Source organism: Pigmentiphaga sp. NML030171 (genome assembly GCF_002188635.1).
GTDB classification, from domain to species: domain Bacteria; phylum Pseudomonadota; class Gammaproteobacteria; order Burkholderiales; family Burkholderiaceae_B; genus Pigmentiphaga; species Pigmentiphaga daeguensis.
The window spans coordinates 22,151-39,486 of record NZ_NINX01000042.1 but is presented as its reverse complement, the minus strand read 5'-3'; the positions used below and the strand labels follow the sequence as shown (position 1 = coordinate 39,486).

Here is a 17,336-nt window from a genome sequence, read left to right as displayed (position 1 = left end):
ATCATGAAGACCTTTGCATATACCGCCCTGATTGCCGCTTCCCTTATCGGTGCCGCCGCCCATGCCGACCAGGGCAACAACTACGGCAACGATTTCCCCCCTCCCGGAATCTCGACCACGCATGAACTGACCCGCGCGCAAGTGCTGGCCGAGCTGGCCGAGGCCAAGGCCCATGGCGGCATCGTCTACGGCCAGGAAGGTTTCCCCTACGAAACGGCCCAGAAGGCCGCGCCGGTCAGCCGCGCCCAGGTGGTCGAAGAGCTCAAGCGCGCCGAACTGGCTCGCCGCGCGGGCGGCCCGGGCGAATACCCCAACAACCTGTAAGCCACGCCGCGTGCCGGCCGGGGCCGCATCCCCGGCCAGGCCGCGCGCCTGACCAGATCCTGGAGTTCCCGTCATGAAAGCCCAAGTTTCTTCCTTCGTCGCCGCGGCGTTGATCGGCCTGGCGGGCGTCTCGGCTCACGCCGCGTCCACCCCGCCGGACCTGCTGGGTTCGCCGGTCACCGTCGAAAGCGCCGAACGCGCCATCGCGTTGAACGACGGCACGCGCTACGTCAACGTGCAGTACGGCGAAACCGTGCGCTTCGACGTAGACGGCAAGAGTTTCGCCGTGAAGTTCAACGGCATCCGCGGCGCGTTCGACCTGAACGACCTGGCGCCCGCCGGCGTGCTGAACCACACCATCAGGGCCTACGTCAGTCCATCCCCCCTGGACGAGCGCGGCCTCTGATTCCCTCCCGCACCGCGCCATCCCACCCGGACGGCGCGTAGCCCGCAGGCCATACGCCTGCGGGCTTTTTTACGCCGGGCGGCTATTCGAAGCGATAGCCGATATTCGTCAGGAGCAGGGTGTCCGATTTCTTCACCCCCGGCTGCGGATTGCTCATGTACCGGTTCGACAGCGTGACCTTGAGCTCGATCTTCTTGGTGATGGACGTGGTGATGCCCGCGTCGAACTGGATGCGGTACTCGCCGCCGTGGCTGATGTTGGGGTAGAGCGCCAGGCGCTGGTTGAGCGAGGTCGTGTCCGAGATCATGTGGGTGGATTCTTCCCCCAGCAGCAGTTCGGTCGAGTTGCGGGTTTCGGTGGTGAAGCGCTCGTGGTTATACGCCAGGCCCGTGAAGAGGTCGAAGACGGTCTTCTCGGTCTTGATGATGTGCCGCCCGACACCGGCCGCGGCCACGCCGCGCATGTCCAGTTCCTGCAGCTTGTCGTGCTCGATGTCCAGCGAGCCGAAGCCGAAGGTCCGGTCGGTGATGTCGCGGTCGTACTTGCCGCCCATGCGCAGCAGGTTGGCGGTTTCGCTGCTGCTGCCGTTTTCCTTCTTGGTGCCGTAGAGCGCGGTCAGTGTGAAGTTCAGGCGGTCCCGGTCCGTGGCCCGCCCCGCGTTGGCGCCCAGGTTGAACGACGTGGAGTCGGTGTTGCCGGAAGCCAGGCTGGCGCCGGCGTTGATGGAGCCGCGCCACTTGCCGTCGGTCTTCAGCGGAGCCTGCGCCCAGGCTGGCGCGGCTGCGAGGGCGAGGGCGAGGGGGGCGATATGTCGGGTCTTGAACATCGATGCGTTCTCCTTATTGCACCTGGCCGCATGGCGGGCATGCGGCGGGACATCCTCAATGACGGGTTGCCATTCGGAGTGGGGTTGGACGAGTCCGCGGCCGGCAGCGGCGGGGGCTCGAGGGGAATGCGTCGCGAGACGCGGTCGGATACGGAAGCGCGGCGCGGCCGCGTTCCGGGTGGGGCGTGCCGCAAGCTGGGCGCGCCGCCTGGGCGACGATGCGCCCAGCCATCACCTTACACCGCGCATGTGGCCGGTGCCAACGTAGAATGGCGTGATCGCTCATTCCGGCGTATGCCTTTTCGTTTCATGGATGTCATCGTTTCGCTCTGGGACCGGCTGGTGGCGTGGTTCACCGCCTCCGATACTCCCGCCCAGCTGGTGGTGTCGCTGGTGGTGCTGCTTGCCGCCATGTTCGCCACGCGCGCCACCACGCGCTATTACCGGGGCAAGGGCTCGGGCTCGACCGAAGAGCGCCGCACCAGCTACCTGACCGTGCGCAACTCCATCGTCATCGTGACGATGCTGCTGATGCTGTTCATCTGGGGCGGCCAGCTGCGCCATTTCGCGCTGTCGGTGGCGGCGCTGGCGGCGGCGGTGGCCATCGCCAGCAAGGAATACGTGATGAGCGCCCTGGGCTCGCTGATGCGCGCGACCCAGCGGACCTACTCGGTGGGCGACGTGATCGAGATCAGCGGCATGAAGGGCGAGGTGCTGACCATCGATCTGTTCACCACCGCGCTGCTGGAGCAGACGTCGTCGGGCCTGGTCACGGGCCGGGTCTGCCGCTTCCCCAACATGATGCTGCTGCTCAACCCCGTGCGCACGATCTCGGCCATGGGCACCTTCGTGCTGGAGTCGGTGCGGGTGCCGCTGGAGCCGGGGGACGATATTCCCGCGGCCCAGGAGAGGCTGCTGCGGGCGGGCAGGGAGGTGTGCGAACCCTGGCTGGAACAGGCCGACGTGCACTTCCGCCATATCGAGGGCGCCTACCTGATCGCGCTGCCCGCCAGCGAGCCCCTGGCCGTGATCGAGCCCGTGGACCCCAAGCGGCTGGACGTGGTGCTGCGTTTTCCCTGCCCCAGCAACCGGCGCGTGCGCACGGGCCAGGAAGTGCTGGTCCACTACTACCGGCAGTTGCAGGACCAGGCGGCGAAGGGCTGAGCCCGGCGCTGTACACTGGCGCCTGTAGCGTCGTTCCCGTCATGACCCAAGCCCATTCTTCCCAAGCGGACATCCTCGTCGTCGGCACCGGCATCGCCGGGCTGGCCGCCGCGCTCGCGCTGGCCCGCCAGGGGCTGCGCGTGGGCCTGCTCGGGCCGCGCGCGCCGCTGCCGGCGCCCGAGGCGGACCGCTTCGATCCGCGCGTCTACGCGCTGTCGCCGGCCAGCCGCGACCTGCTGGCGGACCTCGGGATCTGGGATGCCCTGCCCGCCGAGCGCATCACCGGCGTGCGGCGCATGGAAATCCTGGGCGATCGACCGGCCTTGGGCGACCAACCGGGGCGGCTGGACCTGTCGGCGTGGCAGGCCGGTTGCGACCACCTGGCCTGGATCGCCGAGTCGCGCGAACTGGAGCGGGTATTGCGGCAGGCCGTGCAATGGTCCGGCATACGCTGGACCACGGAAGATTTCGTCGGGCTCGAGGCCGGGCGCGATGGCGAAGGGGTGACGCTGCGGACCTCCGGCGGCCAGGCGCTACGGGCGCGGCTGGCGGTGGCGGCCGACGGCGCCGACTCGAAGCTGCGCGAGGCCGCCGGGCTCGCCGCGCAGCGATCGGCCTACGGGGCGACAGGCGTGGTCGTGCACCTGGGCGCGGAGCTGCCCCACCAGGAATGCGCCTGCCAATGGTTCACGCCCGACGGCATCCTGGCCCTGCTGCCCATGCCCGATACCCGGGATGGGCCGCAGGTCTCGATGGTGTGGTCGATGCCGGGCGCGCAGGCCGCCGCCTTGCTGGCGATGCCCGAGCCGGACCGCGCGCAGGCGCTGGAGGCCCGCCTGGCCGCGGCCACCGGCGGCCGGCTGGGCGCGCTGCGCGTGCGCAGTCCGCTGTTCGGCTTTCCGCTGGTCCTGCAGCATTGTCCCCAGCTCGCCCACCGGGGCGTGGTCCTGCTGGGCGATGCCGCGCATGTCGTGCATCCGCTGGCCGGCCAGGGGCTGAACCTGGGACTGGGGGACGTGAAGGCGCTGGCGCAGGTGCTGGGAGGCCGCGAGCCGTTCCGCGCCGTCGACGATCCGCGCCTGCTGCGCCGCTACGAACGGGCGCGCGCGGAGCCGCTGCTGGCCATGCGTACCGTCACCGACGGGCTGTTCCATCTGTTCGGCGCCCAGGCTGCGCCGGTCGCATGGCTGCGCAACGCCGGGCTGGATCTGGTGAACCGCATGCCCCTGCTCAAGCGTATGCTGGTGAATGGCGCTTCGGGTACAGGAACTCGCGCCTGACGGGCGCGGTCCGACTGTTGTCTAGGAGATTCGATGAAACGCATGCTGACTTCCCTGTTGCTGACCGCGGCCATGGCCGCGCCCGTGTCCATGGCGTGGGCGCAAGCGGGCGCCAAGGGCGCCCCCACGACCGAGGAGGCGGTCAAGCAGCGCTTCGTGCAGCGTTTCGGCGAGGTGGGCGTCGAGGGCGTGTCGCGCACCCCCTACGGCTTGTACGAGGTGCGCATCGGCGGCGAGCTGGTCTACACCGACGAGAAGGTCAGCTTCGTGCTGGACGGCAACCTGATCGACGCCTCGACCCGCAAGAACGTGACGCGCGAGCGCAAGGAACAACTGCTGGCCGTGAAGTTCGACGAGCTGCCGCTGAACCTGGCCATCAAGCAGGTGCGCGGCAACGGCTCGCGGCGCATCGCGTTGTTCGAGGACCCCAACTGCGGCTATTGCAAGCAGCTGCGCCGTTCGATGGAAGGCATCGACAACGTCACCATCTACACCTTCCTTTATCCCATCCTGTCGCCCGACTCCACCGTCAAGTCGCAGGCGGTGTGGTGCGCGCCGGACAAGGGCAAGGCCTGGGACGAATGGATGCTGAACGGCAAGGCGCCCAAGGCCGGCACCTGCGACGCGCCGCTCAAGGAATTGCTGGCCCTGGGCAAGAAGCTGCAAGTCACCGGCACCCCCACCATCATCTTCGGCGACGACACCCGGGTGGGAGGCGCGATTCCCGCCGACCGGCTGCGCCAGAAGCTCGATTCCCTGGGCAAGCCCAGCTGAAGCCCGGACGTGCTCAATTGGGCCGCAGGCCTGCCTTGGCGATGAACCGGGTCCAGGTGTCCAGCTCGGACCGGATCAGCGTCCCGAATTCGGCCGAGGTGTGAGGGTCGGCGGGCGTCATGCCCAGTTCACGGACCTGCCTGAGCACCTCGGGCTGCGCCATGATCCGGGCCAGCTCGTCATGCCATTTGGCGATCACCGCGGCCGGCGTGCCGGCGGGAGCCACCAGGCCTTCCCATTCCTTCATCCTGAATCCGCGCACGCCGCTTTCCTCCAGCGTGGGGACATCGGGCAGCGTGGCCAGGCGAGTGGGGCTGGTCACCGCCAGCGCGCGCAGCTTGCCGGCCTTGACCAGCGGCACGGCCACCGACGAGGTGGCGAACATGGCCGAGACGTCGCCCGACAGCAGGCCCTGCACCGCTTCGGCCGGCCCCTTGTAGGGCACGTGCAGCATCTCGGCACCGACGAACTGCGCGAAGCCTTCGCCGATCAGGTGCGCCGGGGAGCCGTTGCCGCCCGATGCGTACGTCACGGCGCCCCGCGCGCCCTTGGCCCGCGCGATCAACTGGTCCAGCGTGGCGATGTCCGATCCCTGGGGCACGGCCAGCACGTTGTAGATCCAGACCAGGTTGGAGATGGGCGCGAAGGCGTTGGCGGTGTCGTAGGGCACCTTGCCGAACAGCGCGGGTAGCACCGTGTGGGTCAGGAACATCATGCCCATGGTGTAGCCGTCGGGCTGGGCCTGCGCCACGGCGGCCAGCCCTATCATGCCGGTGGCCCCGGGCCGGTTCTCGACCACCACGGGCTGGTGCCAGGCCGCCTGCAGGCGTTCGCCCACCAGGCGCGCCAGCACGTCGGGCGGGCTGCCCGGCGGCAGGGGGACGATGATGCGCATCGGCCGGGACGGGTAGTCCTGGGCACAGGCCGGGCCCGAGGCCAGGGCGGTCGTCAGCAGGGCCGCGAATACGCTACGTAACGGGGGCATGGCTGGACACTCCGTGGAAGAGGCAACCGGGCGGTCTCAGGCGGCGGCCGAGACCGGGGGCAGGAAGACGACGCCGTACTCGCGCGCCGTCTGCACGACCTCGGCGGGGTTCGACATATTGTGGATGCGCTGGTAGAGCTCGACCAGCCTGCCCGACGGGGCGGCCCAGAACAGCGCCGTCGCGGGAGCGCCGGAGTTGTTGTAGAAGGCATGCGGGATGCCGCGCGGCATGCGCACCAGGTCGCCCGCGCCGGCGCTCTGCTGCCGGCCGTCCAGGATGAGATCGATGCGGCCCGACAGCACGAAGATGTACTCGTCCTGGTGGGGATGCACGTGCGGCGGCACGAAGGTCTCGATCGGGAAGGTGGCGTGCCACGAGAAGCTGTCCTCGGACATCTGCTTGGGCACGTACACCTGGCCAAGGATGTTCCACGACACGCCGTCGATGCCGGTATGGGCGCGGGTGATGTCGGGCGTTTCGTTCCTCATTGCGGGACTCCTTGCTTGCCCGTCAGGCGATCGAGGGTCGATTTGACGAGCGGGTTGGTGGACGAGAACCGGGGCTTGAAGGATTGCCGGGCGCGGGCCAGGTCGTCCTCGTCCCAGTAGCCGATCAGGATGCCGCCCTCGGAGATGCGCGGCTGGACTTCCACCGATTCGATCGCGGCGTCCGGCACGGTCACGCGCTGGCGGGGCCGCAGCGCCCAGCGGAACAGGGCCTCGTGCAGGCGCCGCCGCGCCTGCTCGTGCTCGGGCGCCTGGGAGGCGCCCAGGTCCACGAACTCGTCGGGGTCGGACGCGAGATCGAACAGCATGGGCCGGTAGCCCTCGAACAGCACGTATTTCCAGCGCCCGTCGAAGATCATGCGCATCCAGGCGTCGCGCGGAGCGGTGCCCAGTTCGATGCGGGCGTCCTGGAATGCGTAGTCGTACTCGCACACCACTTCCCGCCGCCAGTCGGCCGGGCGCCGGCCGAACAGCAGCGGGCGCAGCGAGCGGCCGTCCATGACGTGCGGCACCGGCGCGCCGCCGCAGACATCGAGGAAAGTGGGCGCGATATCCACCGCCTCGACCAGGTCGGCGCAGCGCGAGCCGCGGGTGGCGTCGGCGCGCTCGTCGGGATCGTAGACGATGAGCGGAACCCGGATGACGGGCTCGTGGAAGAGATCCTTTTCCCCCATCCAGTGGTCGCCCAGGTAGTCGCCGTGGTCGGAAGTGAACACGATCATGGTCGTATCCATCAGGCCGGCTGCTTCCATGAACGAGAACAGCACCCCCATCTGGTCGTCGATCTGCTTGATCAATCCCATGTAGGCGGGAATCACCGCCTCGCGCACGCCGTCCTGCGAGAAGGTCCGCGACACGCGGTGCCTCATCATGGCGGCATATACCGGATGCGGATCCTGGCGCTCGGCCTCGCTGCGCACCACCGGCGCCACATCCTCCGGACCGTACATCGAAGCGTAGGGCTCGGGCACGATGTAGGGCCAGTGCGGCTTGATGTACGACAGGTGCAGGCACCAGGGCTGGTCGTCGGCCTCCCGCATGAAGTCGATGGCCCGCCGGGTCATGTAGGGGGTTTCGGAGTGCTGCTCGGGCACGCGCGCGGGCAGCCGCGAGTACTTCAGGAACCAGCCCGAGCGCGCCTGTCCGTCGCTGTCGGTGCCGGTGTTGGCCCAGGCCTCCCAGGGGTTGTCGCCGTCGCAGCCGTTGCGCCGCAGGTAGTCGTTGTAGGCGGGGTCGGGGTCGTGGCCCGAGTAGGGGTGGATGCCGTCGTCGCGTTCGTAGGGGTCGAAGCCGCATTCGCCGATCCGCACGCCTACCGTCGAATCGGGGTCTATGCCCAGGCGGGACATGCCGGCAAGGTCGGCCCGCATGTGCGTCTTCCCGACCAGCACCGAGCGCACGCCCAGCGGCCGCAGGTGATCGCCTATGGTCATCTCGCCGGCCTTGAGCGGCACGAAGTTCCAGCTGGCGCCGTGGGCCTGGACATAGCGTCCGGTGTAGTAGCTCATGCGCGACGGGCCGCAGACCGGCGACTGCACGTAGGCCCGCTCGAACAGCACGCCGCGCGCGGCGAGGCGGTCCAGGTTGGGGGTCATCAGGCGCGGGTGCCCATAGCACGACAGGTAGTCGGCCCTGAGCTGGTCGCACATGATGAAGAGAATGTTCTTCACGCGCTTGGACAATTGCGCCTCCGGGAGTAAGGTTTGGCCGTGCTCGTTACGGGCAATCCTAGGCCGCGCCGCGCGGACATGCTCTTCGCTTTTTTTGATATCGATTACTTGGGGTTATCACCCTCCGGACGATGCGCCTTCAACAATTGCAGCTCCTGCTCGTGCTGGCCCAGACCGGCAGCCTGCGCGCCTCGGCCGAGATGTTGCACGTCTCGCAGCCGGCCCTGACCAAATCGCTGCGCCAGCTGGAAGACGAATTCGGGACCACGCTGGTGCTGCGCACCGCCAAGGGGGTAAGGCTGGCGCCGGCGGGCGAGATGCTGGCGGCCCGGGCGGCCACCGTGATGCGCGAACTGGGGCGGGCGCGCGAGGAGATCGCCTGGCACACCGAACATGCCCAGGCCAGCGTCACCGTGGGCCTGTCGCCCGGCGGCGCCATCCTGCTCGGGCCCGGCGCCCTGGCGCGCTTCCGGGCGCGCTGGCCGCAGGTGCGCATACGGCTGGTCGATACGCTGTATCCGCGCATGTTCGCGCAACTGCGGGCCGGGGAACTGGATCTGGCGATCGGGCCGCTGCCGGTCGAAGGCGCACGGCGCGACCTGGCCATCCAGCCCATCTTCACGAGCCGGAACCTGATCGCCGCCCGCTGCGGGCATCCGCTGGCGGACCGTACCCGGCTGGCCGACCTGGCCCAGGCCGCCTGGGTGCTGACGGGACCGGCGGGCGGGCCGGGCGACCCCCGGCGGATGGATTTCGAGTCGCGCGGGCTGCCGGCGCCCGACGTGCGCCTGGAGTGCGAGTCGTTCTCGACGCTGTTGGCGATTCTGCCGGACCTGGACATCCTGGGCGTGGTGCCCGAGGGATTCTTCCAGCGGCATGGGCCGGCGATGAATCTCGTGGCCCTGCCGATCGCGGACGACTTGCCCGCGACCACGATCCACCTGGTGGCACGGGCCGACGCGCCGCTGACCGTCCCGGCCCAGCGGCTGTACGAAGCGTTCGAGCAAGAGGCGCGCGGCCTGCGCGCCGACGTGCAGCCGGCGCGCGCCCGGCGGCGCAGGGCTTAGCGCGCCGGCGCCGGCACCCCTTCGTTCTTCGGCCACAGCACCCACAACCGGGTCGGCTGCTTCATGCGGCCGGCCATTTCCCCGGCCTCGTCGCCGAACCCCCAGAACAGGTCCACCCGGGCCGGGCCCTTGATGGCCGTGCCGGTGTCCTGGGCCAGGGCCACGACGTTCATGGGCTGGCGCGAGGCCGGCTGGGTGGTCGACAGGAACACCGGGCTGCCCAGCGGCACGATGGACGGGTCCACGGCCAGCGAGCGATGCGGCGTCAGGGGCAGCCCCATGGCGCCGCGCGGTCCCTCGGACGGGTCGGCCACGGCTTCCTCGCGGAAGAACACCACGGCCGGGTTGGCGTTGAGCATTTCCTTGACGCGCGCCGGATTGCGCTGGGCCCAGGCCCGTATGCCCTGCATCGATGCCTGCGCCGGCGTCAGTTCCCCTTTGTCGATCAGCCACTTGCCGATCGACACGTAGGGATGGCCGTTGTGGTCGGCATAGGCCACGCGGATGGTGCTGCCCTGGCCGGGGCCGTTGTCGAGCACCGCGCGGCCAGTGCCCTGCACCTGCAGGAAGAAGGCATCGACCGGATCGTTGACCCAGACGATGGCCGGCGGCTGGCGCTCGGGCCGCTCGATTTCCCCGCGCGTGTCGTAGGGAACGACGCGCTTGCCGTCGAGCTTGCCCCGCACGCGCTTGCCCACGAGTTCCGGGTACAGGCCGCCCAGGTCTATGGTCAGCAGGTCGGCCGGGACCGCGTAGAGCGGCCACTGGTAGGCGCCGCCGCGTTCGCGCGAGGCATGCACCAGCGGCTCGTAGTAGCTCGTGGCCAGGCCGGAGGCGACTTCGCCGCCCGGGCCGCGTACCGACCACGGCTGCAGCCACTGTTCCATGAAGGCACGCACCTGGTCCGCCGAGGGCGTGGCCGGCAGCTCGCGCGCGGCCGCGCAGACCTGCTGCCACGCATAGGGGTCGGCCATGGGAGGCGCGGTGTTGGAGACCGGCCGGCCCGTGCGCAGGATGATGGACCGGCAATTGGCCAGGAACGGACGCCAGATCGCCTCGACCGTATCGGTACGCCAGCCCGGCAACTGCTGCCAGGTCCCGCGCACGAAGTGCTTGCTGCTTTGCAGGGCGGGCTTGCTGGCCGGCCGGGGAACGGGCGGGGGCAGCGGCCGCGCGCTGTCGGGCACCGGCGGAGGCGCTACCGTGGCCGGCGGGGCGGTCACGGCGGGCTGGGACGGCGCCGTGCCTGTGTCCTGCGGGGCCTGGCCCGTGCCGGTCGGCTGCGCGCATCCGGCCATGGCCGCGGCCAGGGCGAGCGCGGACAGGGGGAAGCGGTTAAATTGGCGGCAATGCCAGTTCCTGGCAATGAACTCGCGAAGGGACATTATGTGGTTGCTCCTGCTGGAAGCGTTCCTGGCGCTTTCCATACTCATATTCATCGTGGTGTGGACCATGCGAGGCAGGGTCAATCCCCCCCCTACGCGCTCCGCGCGCCCCCCAGGGGGCGATGCGAGCGGACCGGCAAAGCCGGATCCGCCGCATCCTGTGTCCCCACCGTTGCGTTCTGGGACAGATGCCGGCGAGGAGTAGGGGCGCTCATCAGTGCAACGTCCGGGGCATGGCCAGGACGAATTCGGGGATGTCGACCTCGAAGGGCATGCCGTTCTCGCCGACGCAGTGGTAGGTGCCGCGCATGGTGCCCACCGGCGTCGAAAGCGGGCAGCCGCTGGTGTATTCGAAGCTTTCGCCGGGCTGCAGCAGGGGTTGCTGGCCCACGACCCCCAGGCCCCGGACTTCCTGCTCCTGCTGGTTGCCGTCGGTGATGATCCAGTGGCGGCTGATCAGCTGGGCGGGTTCGGATCCGGTGTTGGTGATGCGGATGGTGTACGCAAAGACGTATTGCAGCTTGCCGGGGTCGGATTGATCGGCCAGGTAGCGGGGCTGTACGGTAACCGTCAGTTCATGAGATTTCATGCGTGCGCCATAGGGGTCTGACAAGCTTCTACAATGGGAGGCATCCGGCCGGGCCGGCATCCGCGGGCATGGCGTCCGCCGGGATGCCGGGCGGGCCTGCTCCTGCAAACGGAATATCTTATGCCAGCCTTCACCATTTCCGGGCCCGCTTCCACGCGTATCGCCCCCAGCATTCTATCCGCCGATTTCGCCCGCTTGGGGGAAGAGGTGCGCAATGTCGTGGCCGCCGGTGCGGATTGGATACATTTCGACGTGATGGACAACCATTACGTGCCCAACCTGACCATCGGCCCCATGGTCTGTGAGGCCATCCGCCCCCACGTGCAGGTGCCCATCGACGTGCACCTGATGGTGGAGCCGGTGGATGCGCTGATCCCGATGTTCGCCAAGGCCGGCGCCGACGTCATCACCTTCCACCCCGAGGCCTCGCGCCACGTCGACCGTACCCTGGCGCTGATCCGCGACCACGGCTGCCAGGCCGGGCTGGTGTTCAACCCCGCCACGCCCCTGGACTGGATGGATTACGTGATGGACAAGCTGGACATCGTGCTGCTGATGTCGGTCAACCCCGGCTTCGGGGGCCAGAGCTTCCTGCCTTCCACGCTGGACAAGCTGCGCCAGGCGCGCACGCGGCTGGATCGCTGGCAGGCGGAAACCGGCCGCGTCATCGCGCTGGAGGTCGACGGCGGGGTCAAGGCCGACAACATCGCCGCCATCCGCGCGGCGGGCGCCGATACCTTCGTCGCCGGGTCGGCCATCTTCGGCAAGCCCGACTACGCGGCGGTCATCAAGGAAATGCGTGCGCAGATCGCCAAGGGCGATGCGTCCTACGCCTGAGCCGGACCCGGCAAGCAAGGAGCCAGCATGAGTTTTCGCGCCGTACTGATCGATCTCGACGGGACCCTGGTGGATTCCGTGCCAGACCTGGCGCGCGCGGCGAACGTCATGCGGGTCGAATTCGGACTGGTGCCCCTGCGCGAGGACGTGATCGCCACCTTCGTCGGCAAGGGCATGGAGAACCTGGTGCACCGCGCGCTGTCGGGCAGCCTGGACGGCCGCGCCGGGCAGGAGCGTTTTCCGGAGGCACTGGATGTCTTCCGCCATGCCTACCAGGAGGTCAACGGCGAGACCGCCCGCATCTTCGACGGCGTGCTCGAGGGCCTGCAGGCCATGAAGGCACAGGGCCTGCGCATCGCGGTCGTGACCAACAAGCCGGCCGAGTTCACCGGTCCGCTCCTGGAGCGGATCGGGCTGCGCGCCTATTTCGACGCCGTGGTCAGCGGCGACAGCGTGGCCCGCAAGAAACCGGATCCCGACCCCGTGCTGCATGCGTGTGAATTGCTGGGCGTCACGCCGGCCGAGGCCGTGGTGGTGGGCGACTCCATGAACGATGCGTCGGCGGCCAAGGCGGCCGGTTGCCGCGTGCTGCTCGTCCCCTACGGTTACAACGAGGGGCGGGATGTGCATGCCATCGAGTCCGATGGTATAGTTTCCACGCTCGTCGACGCGGCACAATGGATTTCCCAGTCGCAGGTCCTGTCCCGCACCACGGTGGTTCCGCCGGCGTCGTTCTAGTTTCTTCCCAGGGTCTTTTCCCGCACTATGGTTGCCATGACTCGGTCGTCCGCTCAAACCTGCGCCTGGTGGCGCTGGTGGCGTTCGTCTGCCGGGTGGTGGTGATTCTCTCCGGCCGTAAGCCAGCGCGCTAAGCGGCCCCTAGCAAATCCCGATACGAATCTCCCCGCCCGAGTCCTGCCGGACCGTCGGGGCATGTCTGCTCGTGCGTTCCGGACAGGGGCCGGCGGAACTCCAACATTCCACGCGATACGAGGCAAGCATGACCGAAGTCGAATTCCAGGCCCTGGCTTCCCAGGGATACAACCGCATCCCGCTGGTGTCCGAAACCTATGCCGACCTGGATACCCCGCTCGGGCTCTATCTGAAACTGGCCCAGAGCGGGCCCCGGCGCGGCGCCATGAGCTGCCTGCTGGAGTCCGTGGTGGGCGGCGAGCGTTTCGGGCGCTACTCCTTCATCGGCCTGCCCGCGCGCACCTTCATCCGGGCGCGCGGCCGCAACGTCGAGGTGGTGACCGACGACCAGGTGGTCGAGCGCCACGAGGGCGATCCGCTCGCTTTCATCGCCGAATACCAGAAACGCTTCAAGGTGGCGCTGCGTCCCGGGATGCCCCGTTTCGTGGGCGGCCTGGCCGGCTACTTCGGCCATGACATGGTCCGCCACATCGAACCCCGGCTGGGCCCCTGCACCAAGCCCGACCCCGCCGGCATGGGCGATCCGGTGCCCGACCTGCTGCTGCTGTTGATCGACGAACTGGCCATCATCGACAACCTGAGCGGGCGGCTTTATCTGATGGTCTACGCGGACCCCGGCCAGCGCGAAGCCTATGCCCGCGCCCGCACCCGCCTGCTGGACCTGCGTGCCCAGCTGCGCCGCCCGGCCGAGATCCCGTACAGCCAGGCCAGCATGGTCACCGAGACCCGCCGCGACTTCCAGAAGCCGGACTATCTGGCGGCCGTGCGCAAGGCCAAGGAATACATCGCCGCCGGCGACCTGATGCAGGTCCAGGTGGGCCAGGTCATCGCCAAGCCCTTCCGCGATTCGCCGCTGTCGCTGTACCGCGCGCTGCGCTCGCTCAATCCGTCGCCGTACATGTACTTCTGGAACTTCGGCGATTTCCACGTCGTCGGTTCCTCGCCCGAGATCCTGGTGCGGCAGGAGGCGGTGCAGGAACAGGGCGAGACCCGCAGCCGGGTCACCATCCGGCCGCTGGCGGGCACCCGGCCGCGTGGCGGCACGCCCGAGGAAGATCTGGCACTGGCCGAGGAACTGCGCGCCGATCCCAAGGAGATCGCCGAGCATGTCATGCTGATCGACCTGGCCCGCAACGACGTCGGCCGCATCGCCGAAATCGGCTCGGTGCAGGTGACCGACCAGTTGGCGATCGAGCGCTATTCACACGTCATGCACCTGGTGTCCAACGTCACCGGGCTGCTGCGCCGGGACATGAGTTCCATGGACGTGCTGCGCGCGACCTTCCCGGCCGGCACGCTGTCGGGTGCCCCCAAGGTGCGGGCGCTGGAACTGATCGACGAACTGGAGCCCGTACGGCGCTGCGTATACGGCGGGGCGGCGGGCTACCTGAGCTACGGCGGCGAAATGGACCTGGCCATCGCCATCCGCACCGGCGTGATCAAGAACGGCATGCTGTACGCGCAGGCGGCCGCCGGCGTGGTGGCGGATTCGGAACCCGAGAAGGAATGGCTGGAGACGGAGGCCAAGGCGCGGGCGGTGCTGCGGGCGGCCGAGCAGGTGCAGCTGGGACTGGACGATCCGGTATGAGGATCGTCCGGTGCAAAGGCCGCCCGGTTGGTGAACCGGGCGGCCTGTCTTCGTGGCGGCAGGGCGGCGAACATGGCGCCGATCCCCTGCCGACGAGCCCGCTACCTACGCGAACCTGGATATCAACGCCGCAGTATTGGCCACCCCGGCTCGCTCGAGCAGCTGCGCGCGGTGCTTTTCCACGGTGCGCGGACTGATTTGCAGGGTCCGGGCGATTTCCTTGCTGGTCAGCCCCTTTCTCAGCAGCGCCAGGACCTCTTTCTGCCGCCGGGGCAGGCCGCCCATGCTCGTGTCCTGCTGGGCCGGATAGAGCGCCCATACCATCTTCGCAAAGGGATCCTTGGCGTCCAGGCTGCGGCCGAACGCCTTGATGAGCAGGGCCGAGCCCGTGCGGGTGCGCCAATGGACGATCGTTTCGCAATGCGGCGACGCCGCAAATGCGACGATGCCCTGCCTTCCGCGGGCGTCGTATTCCGATTCATTGTCGTAGAACGAGCGGAGGCTCTGGCCGCTTATTTCGGGAAGCTCGTAGTCCAGTAGTTCGGCGAATCGGTCGTTGCACCACAGAACGCTGCGTCGGGTGGTGAGACAGGTCGGCACCGGGGAGAAAAGGGACGCAAGAGCAGCCAGACTCATCATGTCGGCGACTCCGCGCGGGATGAACTGGGTATTCGTACGACCTTCCATTTGGAGAGCCTCCGTCTAGACTGCACCACTACGCGGATACCACAACATCATACGCGCAAACGAGACAACTGGCCTGTCATCCAGGCCCATAGGTGGTGCTCATGAATCGTCTGTTCAAGCCTTTGTTGCACTTGTTCTCGGCCTCCGTGCTGGTTGCCGGCAATGCCTACGCCGAGGCGTATCCGCAGCGGCCGGTAACGATCATCGTTCCATTCGCCGCGGGCAGCGGGACGGACATCATCGGCCGAATCGTCGCCGAGGAACTCGGCAAGAAACTGGGTGGTTCGTTCATCGTCGACAACAAGCCGGGCGCATCCGGGGCGATCGGCTCGAGCGCGGTGGCGCGCGCCAAGCCGGATGGCTATACGCTGCTGATCACTTCCAGCGGGACGCATTCGGCCGCGCCGTGGCTGGTCAACAAGATCAGCTACGACCCCAAGGCGGATTTTTCCCATGTCACGGTTCTTGTCGAGGCCAACTACCTGTTGCTGGTCGGCGAGACCAGTCCCGCCAAGTCGCTGTCGGAATTCGTGAGTTATGCGGCCAGCAAGGGCGACCGGCTTACCTACGGGTACGGCAGTCCCACGTCGCAGGTCCTGTTTGCCGCCTTTGCGGATCTGCTGGGCATCCATGCCGAAGGCATTCCCTACAAAAGCCAGCCGCAGACCTTGACCGATCTGGTCGGCGGCCGGCTGGACGTGGCGGTGGCCGATGTTCCGGCCGCGCAGCCGTTCGTCGAAGGGAAGAAGGTGCGCCCGCTCGTCATCAGCACGTCGACCCGGCTGTCCGCCGTTCCGACCGTTCCCACGCTGGCCGAGAGCGGCTATCGGCCCCTCGGCATTTCCGGCTGGGTGGGCGTGGCCGCGCCCGCCGGCACGCCGGTAGAGATCGTCGAGCGGTTGAACGCCGCGCTGAAAGAAATCGTGAACCAGGAAAATGTTTCGTCGCGCTTCCTGGGCATGGGCCTGAAGCCGAACTACATGAGCCTGGATGCGGTGACTGCCTTCGTCTCCAGCCAGCTCGAGGCGTGGGGAAACTATGCAAGGAAGGCAGGCATCAAGCCTGAGTGATTCATGACCGGTCCATTGTCCAAGTATCGAATCCTCGACCTCAGCACGATAGGGATGGGGCCTTATGCCACCCAGATCATGGGCGACCTGGGGGCGGATATCATCAAGATCGAGGAGCCCGGCGGCGGCGACATGATGCGCGCGCAGGCGCAAGGCAGAAACCCAGGCATGTCGCCGCTGTTCCTGACGCTGAACCGGAACAAGCGCAGCCTGGTGCTGAATCTGAAGTCCCCGCGGGGCCGCGAAGTCCTGCTCCGGCTGATCCGCGATGCCGACGCATTGATCACCAACATACGCCCCGGCGCGTTGAGCAAGCTGGGCGTGGATTACGAGTCGGTCAGGCACTGCAACCCCAGGCTGGTGTACTGCTCCCTGGTCGGCTTCGGCAGCAAGGGCCGCTATGCCGGCAGGCCGGCGTTCGACGACATCATCCAGGGAGTGTCCGGACTGGCGGGCCTGCACGCGCGCACCCACGGATCGCCGCAGCTCGTGCCGGCCTGGATCGCCGACCAGACGGTCGGGCTGGTCGCCGTCCACACGGTGCTGGCCGCCCTTCTGGAAAGAGAGGCGACGGGGCTGGGCCAGCACGTCGAGGTGCCGATGTTCGAGTCCATGGTGCAGTTCGTCATGACGCCTCATCTGTGCGCGCACACCCTGCAGCCGCCGACGCATCCGGCCGGCTACAAGCGGCTGTTCGAGCGCCGCGTCCACGCCACGAGCGACGGGCACATTTGCGGCGGCCCCTATACGCGCGACCAGTGGCATCGCTTCTTCGACATTGCCGGCCGGCCGGACATGGCGGCGTCGGGCCGCTATGACACGCAGCTGGATATCGCCGGGCATATCGACGAGCTCTACGACGCGTTCGCCGAGGCCTTGTCGCGGGGCTCCACCGCCGAATGGCTCGACAAGCTGCTGGCGGCCGACATCGCCGCCATGCCGATCCATACCCTGGAGTCCATCCAGGACGACCCGCATCTGAAGGACGAGGGATTCTTCGTCGATTCCCGGCATCCGACCGAGGGCCTGATCCGGACGATGAACGTGCCGACGGACTGGTCCCGGAGCGTACCGGAGCACCGGCGCCATGCGCCCAGCCTGGGCGAGCACAGCGAGGAAATCCTGAAGGAGCTTGGCTATGCGCCCGATGACATCCAGGCCCTGTTCGATTGCGGGGCGAGTCATGCGCACCGGGGATCCCCGGGCGCCGGGAACGATCTTTGACCGACGAGAATCAGGACAGG

The 17,336-nt window shown here is 68.1% G+C and carries 18 protein-coding genes; 11 read left to right on the top strand and 7 right to left on the bottom strand.

Translation table 11 applies throughout. From position 1 onward, the window contains the following. The first annotated feature begins 3 nt into the window (after positions 1-3). Complete coding sequence (locus CDO46_RS21780) at positions 4-324, top strand: DUF4148 domain-containing protein (RefSeq protein ID WP_087840696.1); 321 nt, start codon at positions 4-6, stop codon at positions 322-324. 73 nt (positions 325-397) lie between these two features. Continuing rightward, entirely contained in the window at positions 398-730 is a 333-nt protein-coding gene (locus CDO46_RS21775) for a CzcE family metal-binding protein (RefSeq protein WP_087840695.1), read from the top strand. Between the two features lie 82 nt (positions 731-812). Here CDO46_RS21775 and CDO46_RS21770 read toward each other — a convergent pair whose 3' ends face one another. After that, positions 813-1,556, bottom strand: coding sequence for a YdiY family protein (locus tag CDO46_RS21770; RefSeq protein WP_087840694.1), 744 nt, complete (start codon positions 1,554-1,556; stop codon positions 813-815). Between the two features lie 309 nt (positions 1,557-1,865). On the opposite strand from CDO46_RS21770, the gene CDO46_RS28110 reads away from it, so the two are divergent. The 3 genes from CDO46_RS28110 (at position 1,866) to CDO46_RS21755 (ending at position 4,774) form a co-directional block, all read left to right on the top strand. Beyond that, positions 1,866-2,720, top strand: a complete 855-nt coding sequence (locus CDO46_RS28110) for a mechanosensitive ion channel family protein (RefSeq protein WP_165963318.1) — start codon at positions 1,866-1,868, stop codon at positions 2,718-2,720. Between the two features lie 41 nt (positions 2,721-2,761). Further along, positions 2,762-4,000: an FAD-dependent monooxygenase gene (locus tag CDO46_RS21760; protein ID WP_087840693.1), complete on the top strand. Its 1,239-nt coding sequence runs from the start codon at positions 2,762-2,764 to the stop codon at positions 3,998-4,000. Between the two features lie 90 nt (positions 4,001-4,090). Beyond that, positions 4,091-4,774 (top strand): DsbC family protein, encoded by a 684-nt coding sequence (locus tag CDO46_RS21755; RefSeq protein ID WP_243724663.1) that lies wholly within the window; start codon positions 4,091-4,093, stop codon positions 4,772-4,774. A 13-nt stretch (positions 4,775-4,787) separates the two neighbouring features. Here CDO46_RS21755 and CDO46_RS21750 read toward each other — a convergent pair whose 3' ends face one another. The 3 genes from CDO46_RS21750 to CDO46_RS21740 are packed head-to-tail and all read right to left on the bottom strand — an operon-like array spanning position 4,788 to position 7,948. Further along, the gene (locus CDO46_RS21750; RefSeq protein ID WP_087840691.1) at positions 4,788-5,759 is read right to left on the bottom strand and encodes a tripartite tricarboxylate transporter substrate binding protein; all 972 of its coding nucleotides are present in this window, start codon (positions 5,757-5,759) and stop codon (positions 4,788-4,790) included. A 36-nt stretch (positions 5,760-5,795) separates the two neighbouring features. After that, positions 5,796-6,248: a cupin domain-containing protein gene (locus tag CDO46_RS21745; protein WP_087840690.1), complete on the bottom strand. Its 453-nt coding sequence runs from the start codon at positions 6,246-6,248 to the stop codon at positions 5,796-5,798. Then, the gene (locus CDO46_RS21740; protein ID WP_087840689.1) at positions 6,245-7,948 is read right to left on the bottom strand and encodes an alkaline phosphatase family protein; all 1,704 of its coding nucleotides are present in this window, start codon (positions 7,946-7,948) and stop codon (positions 6,245-6,247) included. The genes CDO46_RS21745 and CDO46_RS21740 overlap by 4 nt, the downstream gene beginning before the upstream one ends. 134 nt (positions 7,949-8,082) lie before the next feature. Here CDO46_RS21740 and CDO46_RS21735 point away from each other — a divergent pair, with 134 nt between their 5' ends. Then, entirely contained in the window at positions 8,083-9,003 is a 921-nt protein-coding gene (locus tag CDO46_RS21735; RefSeq protein WP_165963319.1) for a LysR family transcriptional regulator, read from the top strand. Here the strand turns inward: CDO46_RS21735 and CDO46_RS21730 are convergent. After that, a complete protein-coding gene (locus CDO46_RS21730; RefSeq protein ID WP_176400813.1) occupies positions 9,000-10,388 on the bottom strand; it encodes a murein transglycosylase A in 1,389 nt (462 codons plus the stop codon). The genes CDO46_RS21735 and CDO46_RS21730 overlap by 4 nt on opposite strands. 214 nt (positions 10,389-10,602) lie before the next feature. After that, positions 10,603-10,977, bottom strand: coding sequence for a Co2+/Mg2+ efflux protein ApaG (gene apaG, locus CDO46_RS21725; protein WP_087840687.1), 375 nt, complete (start codon positions 10,975-10,977; stop codon positions 10,603-10,605). Between the two features lie 120 nt (positions 10,978-11,097). On the opposite strand from apaG, the gene rpe reads away from it, so the two are divergent. From rpe to CDO46_RS21710, 3 genes are all read left to right on the top strand, one after another. Further along, positions 11,098-11,814 (top strand): ribulose-phosphate 3-epimerase, encoded by a 717-nt coding sequence (gene rpe, locus CDO46_RS21720; protein ID WP_087840686.1) that lies wholly within the window; start codon positions 11,098-11,100, stop codon positions 11,812-11,814. A gap of 27 nt (positions 11,815-11,841) precedes the next feature. Then, positions 11,842-12,552 (top strand): phosphoglycolate phosphatase, encoded by a 711-nt coding sequence (locus CDO46_RS21715; protein ID WP_087840685.1) that lies wholly within the window; start codon positions 11,842-11,844, stop codon positions 12,550-12,552. Positions 12,553-12,814: 262 nt separating this feature from the next. After that, complete coding sequence (locus CDO46_RS21710) at positions 12,815-14,335, top strand: anthranilate synthase component I family protein (RefSeq protein ID WP_087840684.1); 1,521 nt, start codon at positions 12,815-12,817, stop codon at positions 14,333-14,335. A gap of 105 nt (positions 14,336-14,440) precedes the next feature. On the opposite strand, the gene CDO46_RS21705 is transcribed toward CDO46_RS21710, so the two are convergent. Next, a complete protein-coding gene (locus CDO46_RS21705; RefSeq protein ID WP_087840683.1) occupies positions 14,441-15,022 on the bottom strand; it encodes a LuxR C-terminal-related transcriptional regulator in 582 nt (193 codons plus the stop codon). Positions 15,023-15,123: 101 nt separating this feature from the next. Between CDO46_RS21705 and CDO46_RS21700 the strand changes: the two genes are divergently transcribed. Together CDO46_RS21700 and CDO46_RS21695 are read left to right on the top strand one after the other, a co-directional pair. Then, on the top strand, positions 15,124-16,092 hold the full coding sequence (locus CDO46_RS21700; protein WP_132980532.1) for a tripartite tricarboxylate transporter substrate binding protein: 969 nt from the start codon (positions 15,124-15,126) through the stop codon (positions 16,090-16,092). A gap of 3 nt (positions 16,093-16,095) precedes the next feature. Next, complete coding sequence (locus CDO46_RS21695) at positions 16,096-17,316, top strand: CaiB/BaiF CoA-transferase family protein (RefSeq protein WP_087840681.1); 1,221 nt, start codon at positions 16,096-16,098, stop codon at positions 17,314-17,316. Positions 17,317-17,336 lie beyond the last annotated feature (20 nt).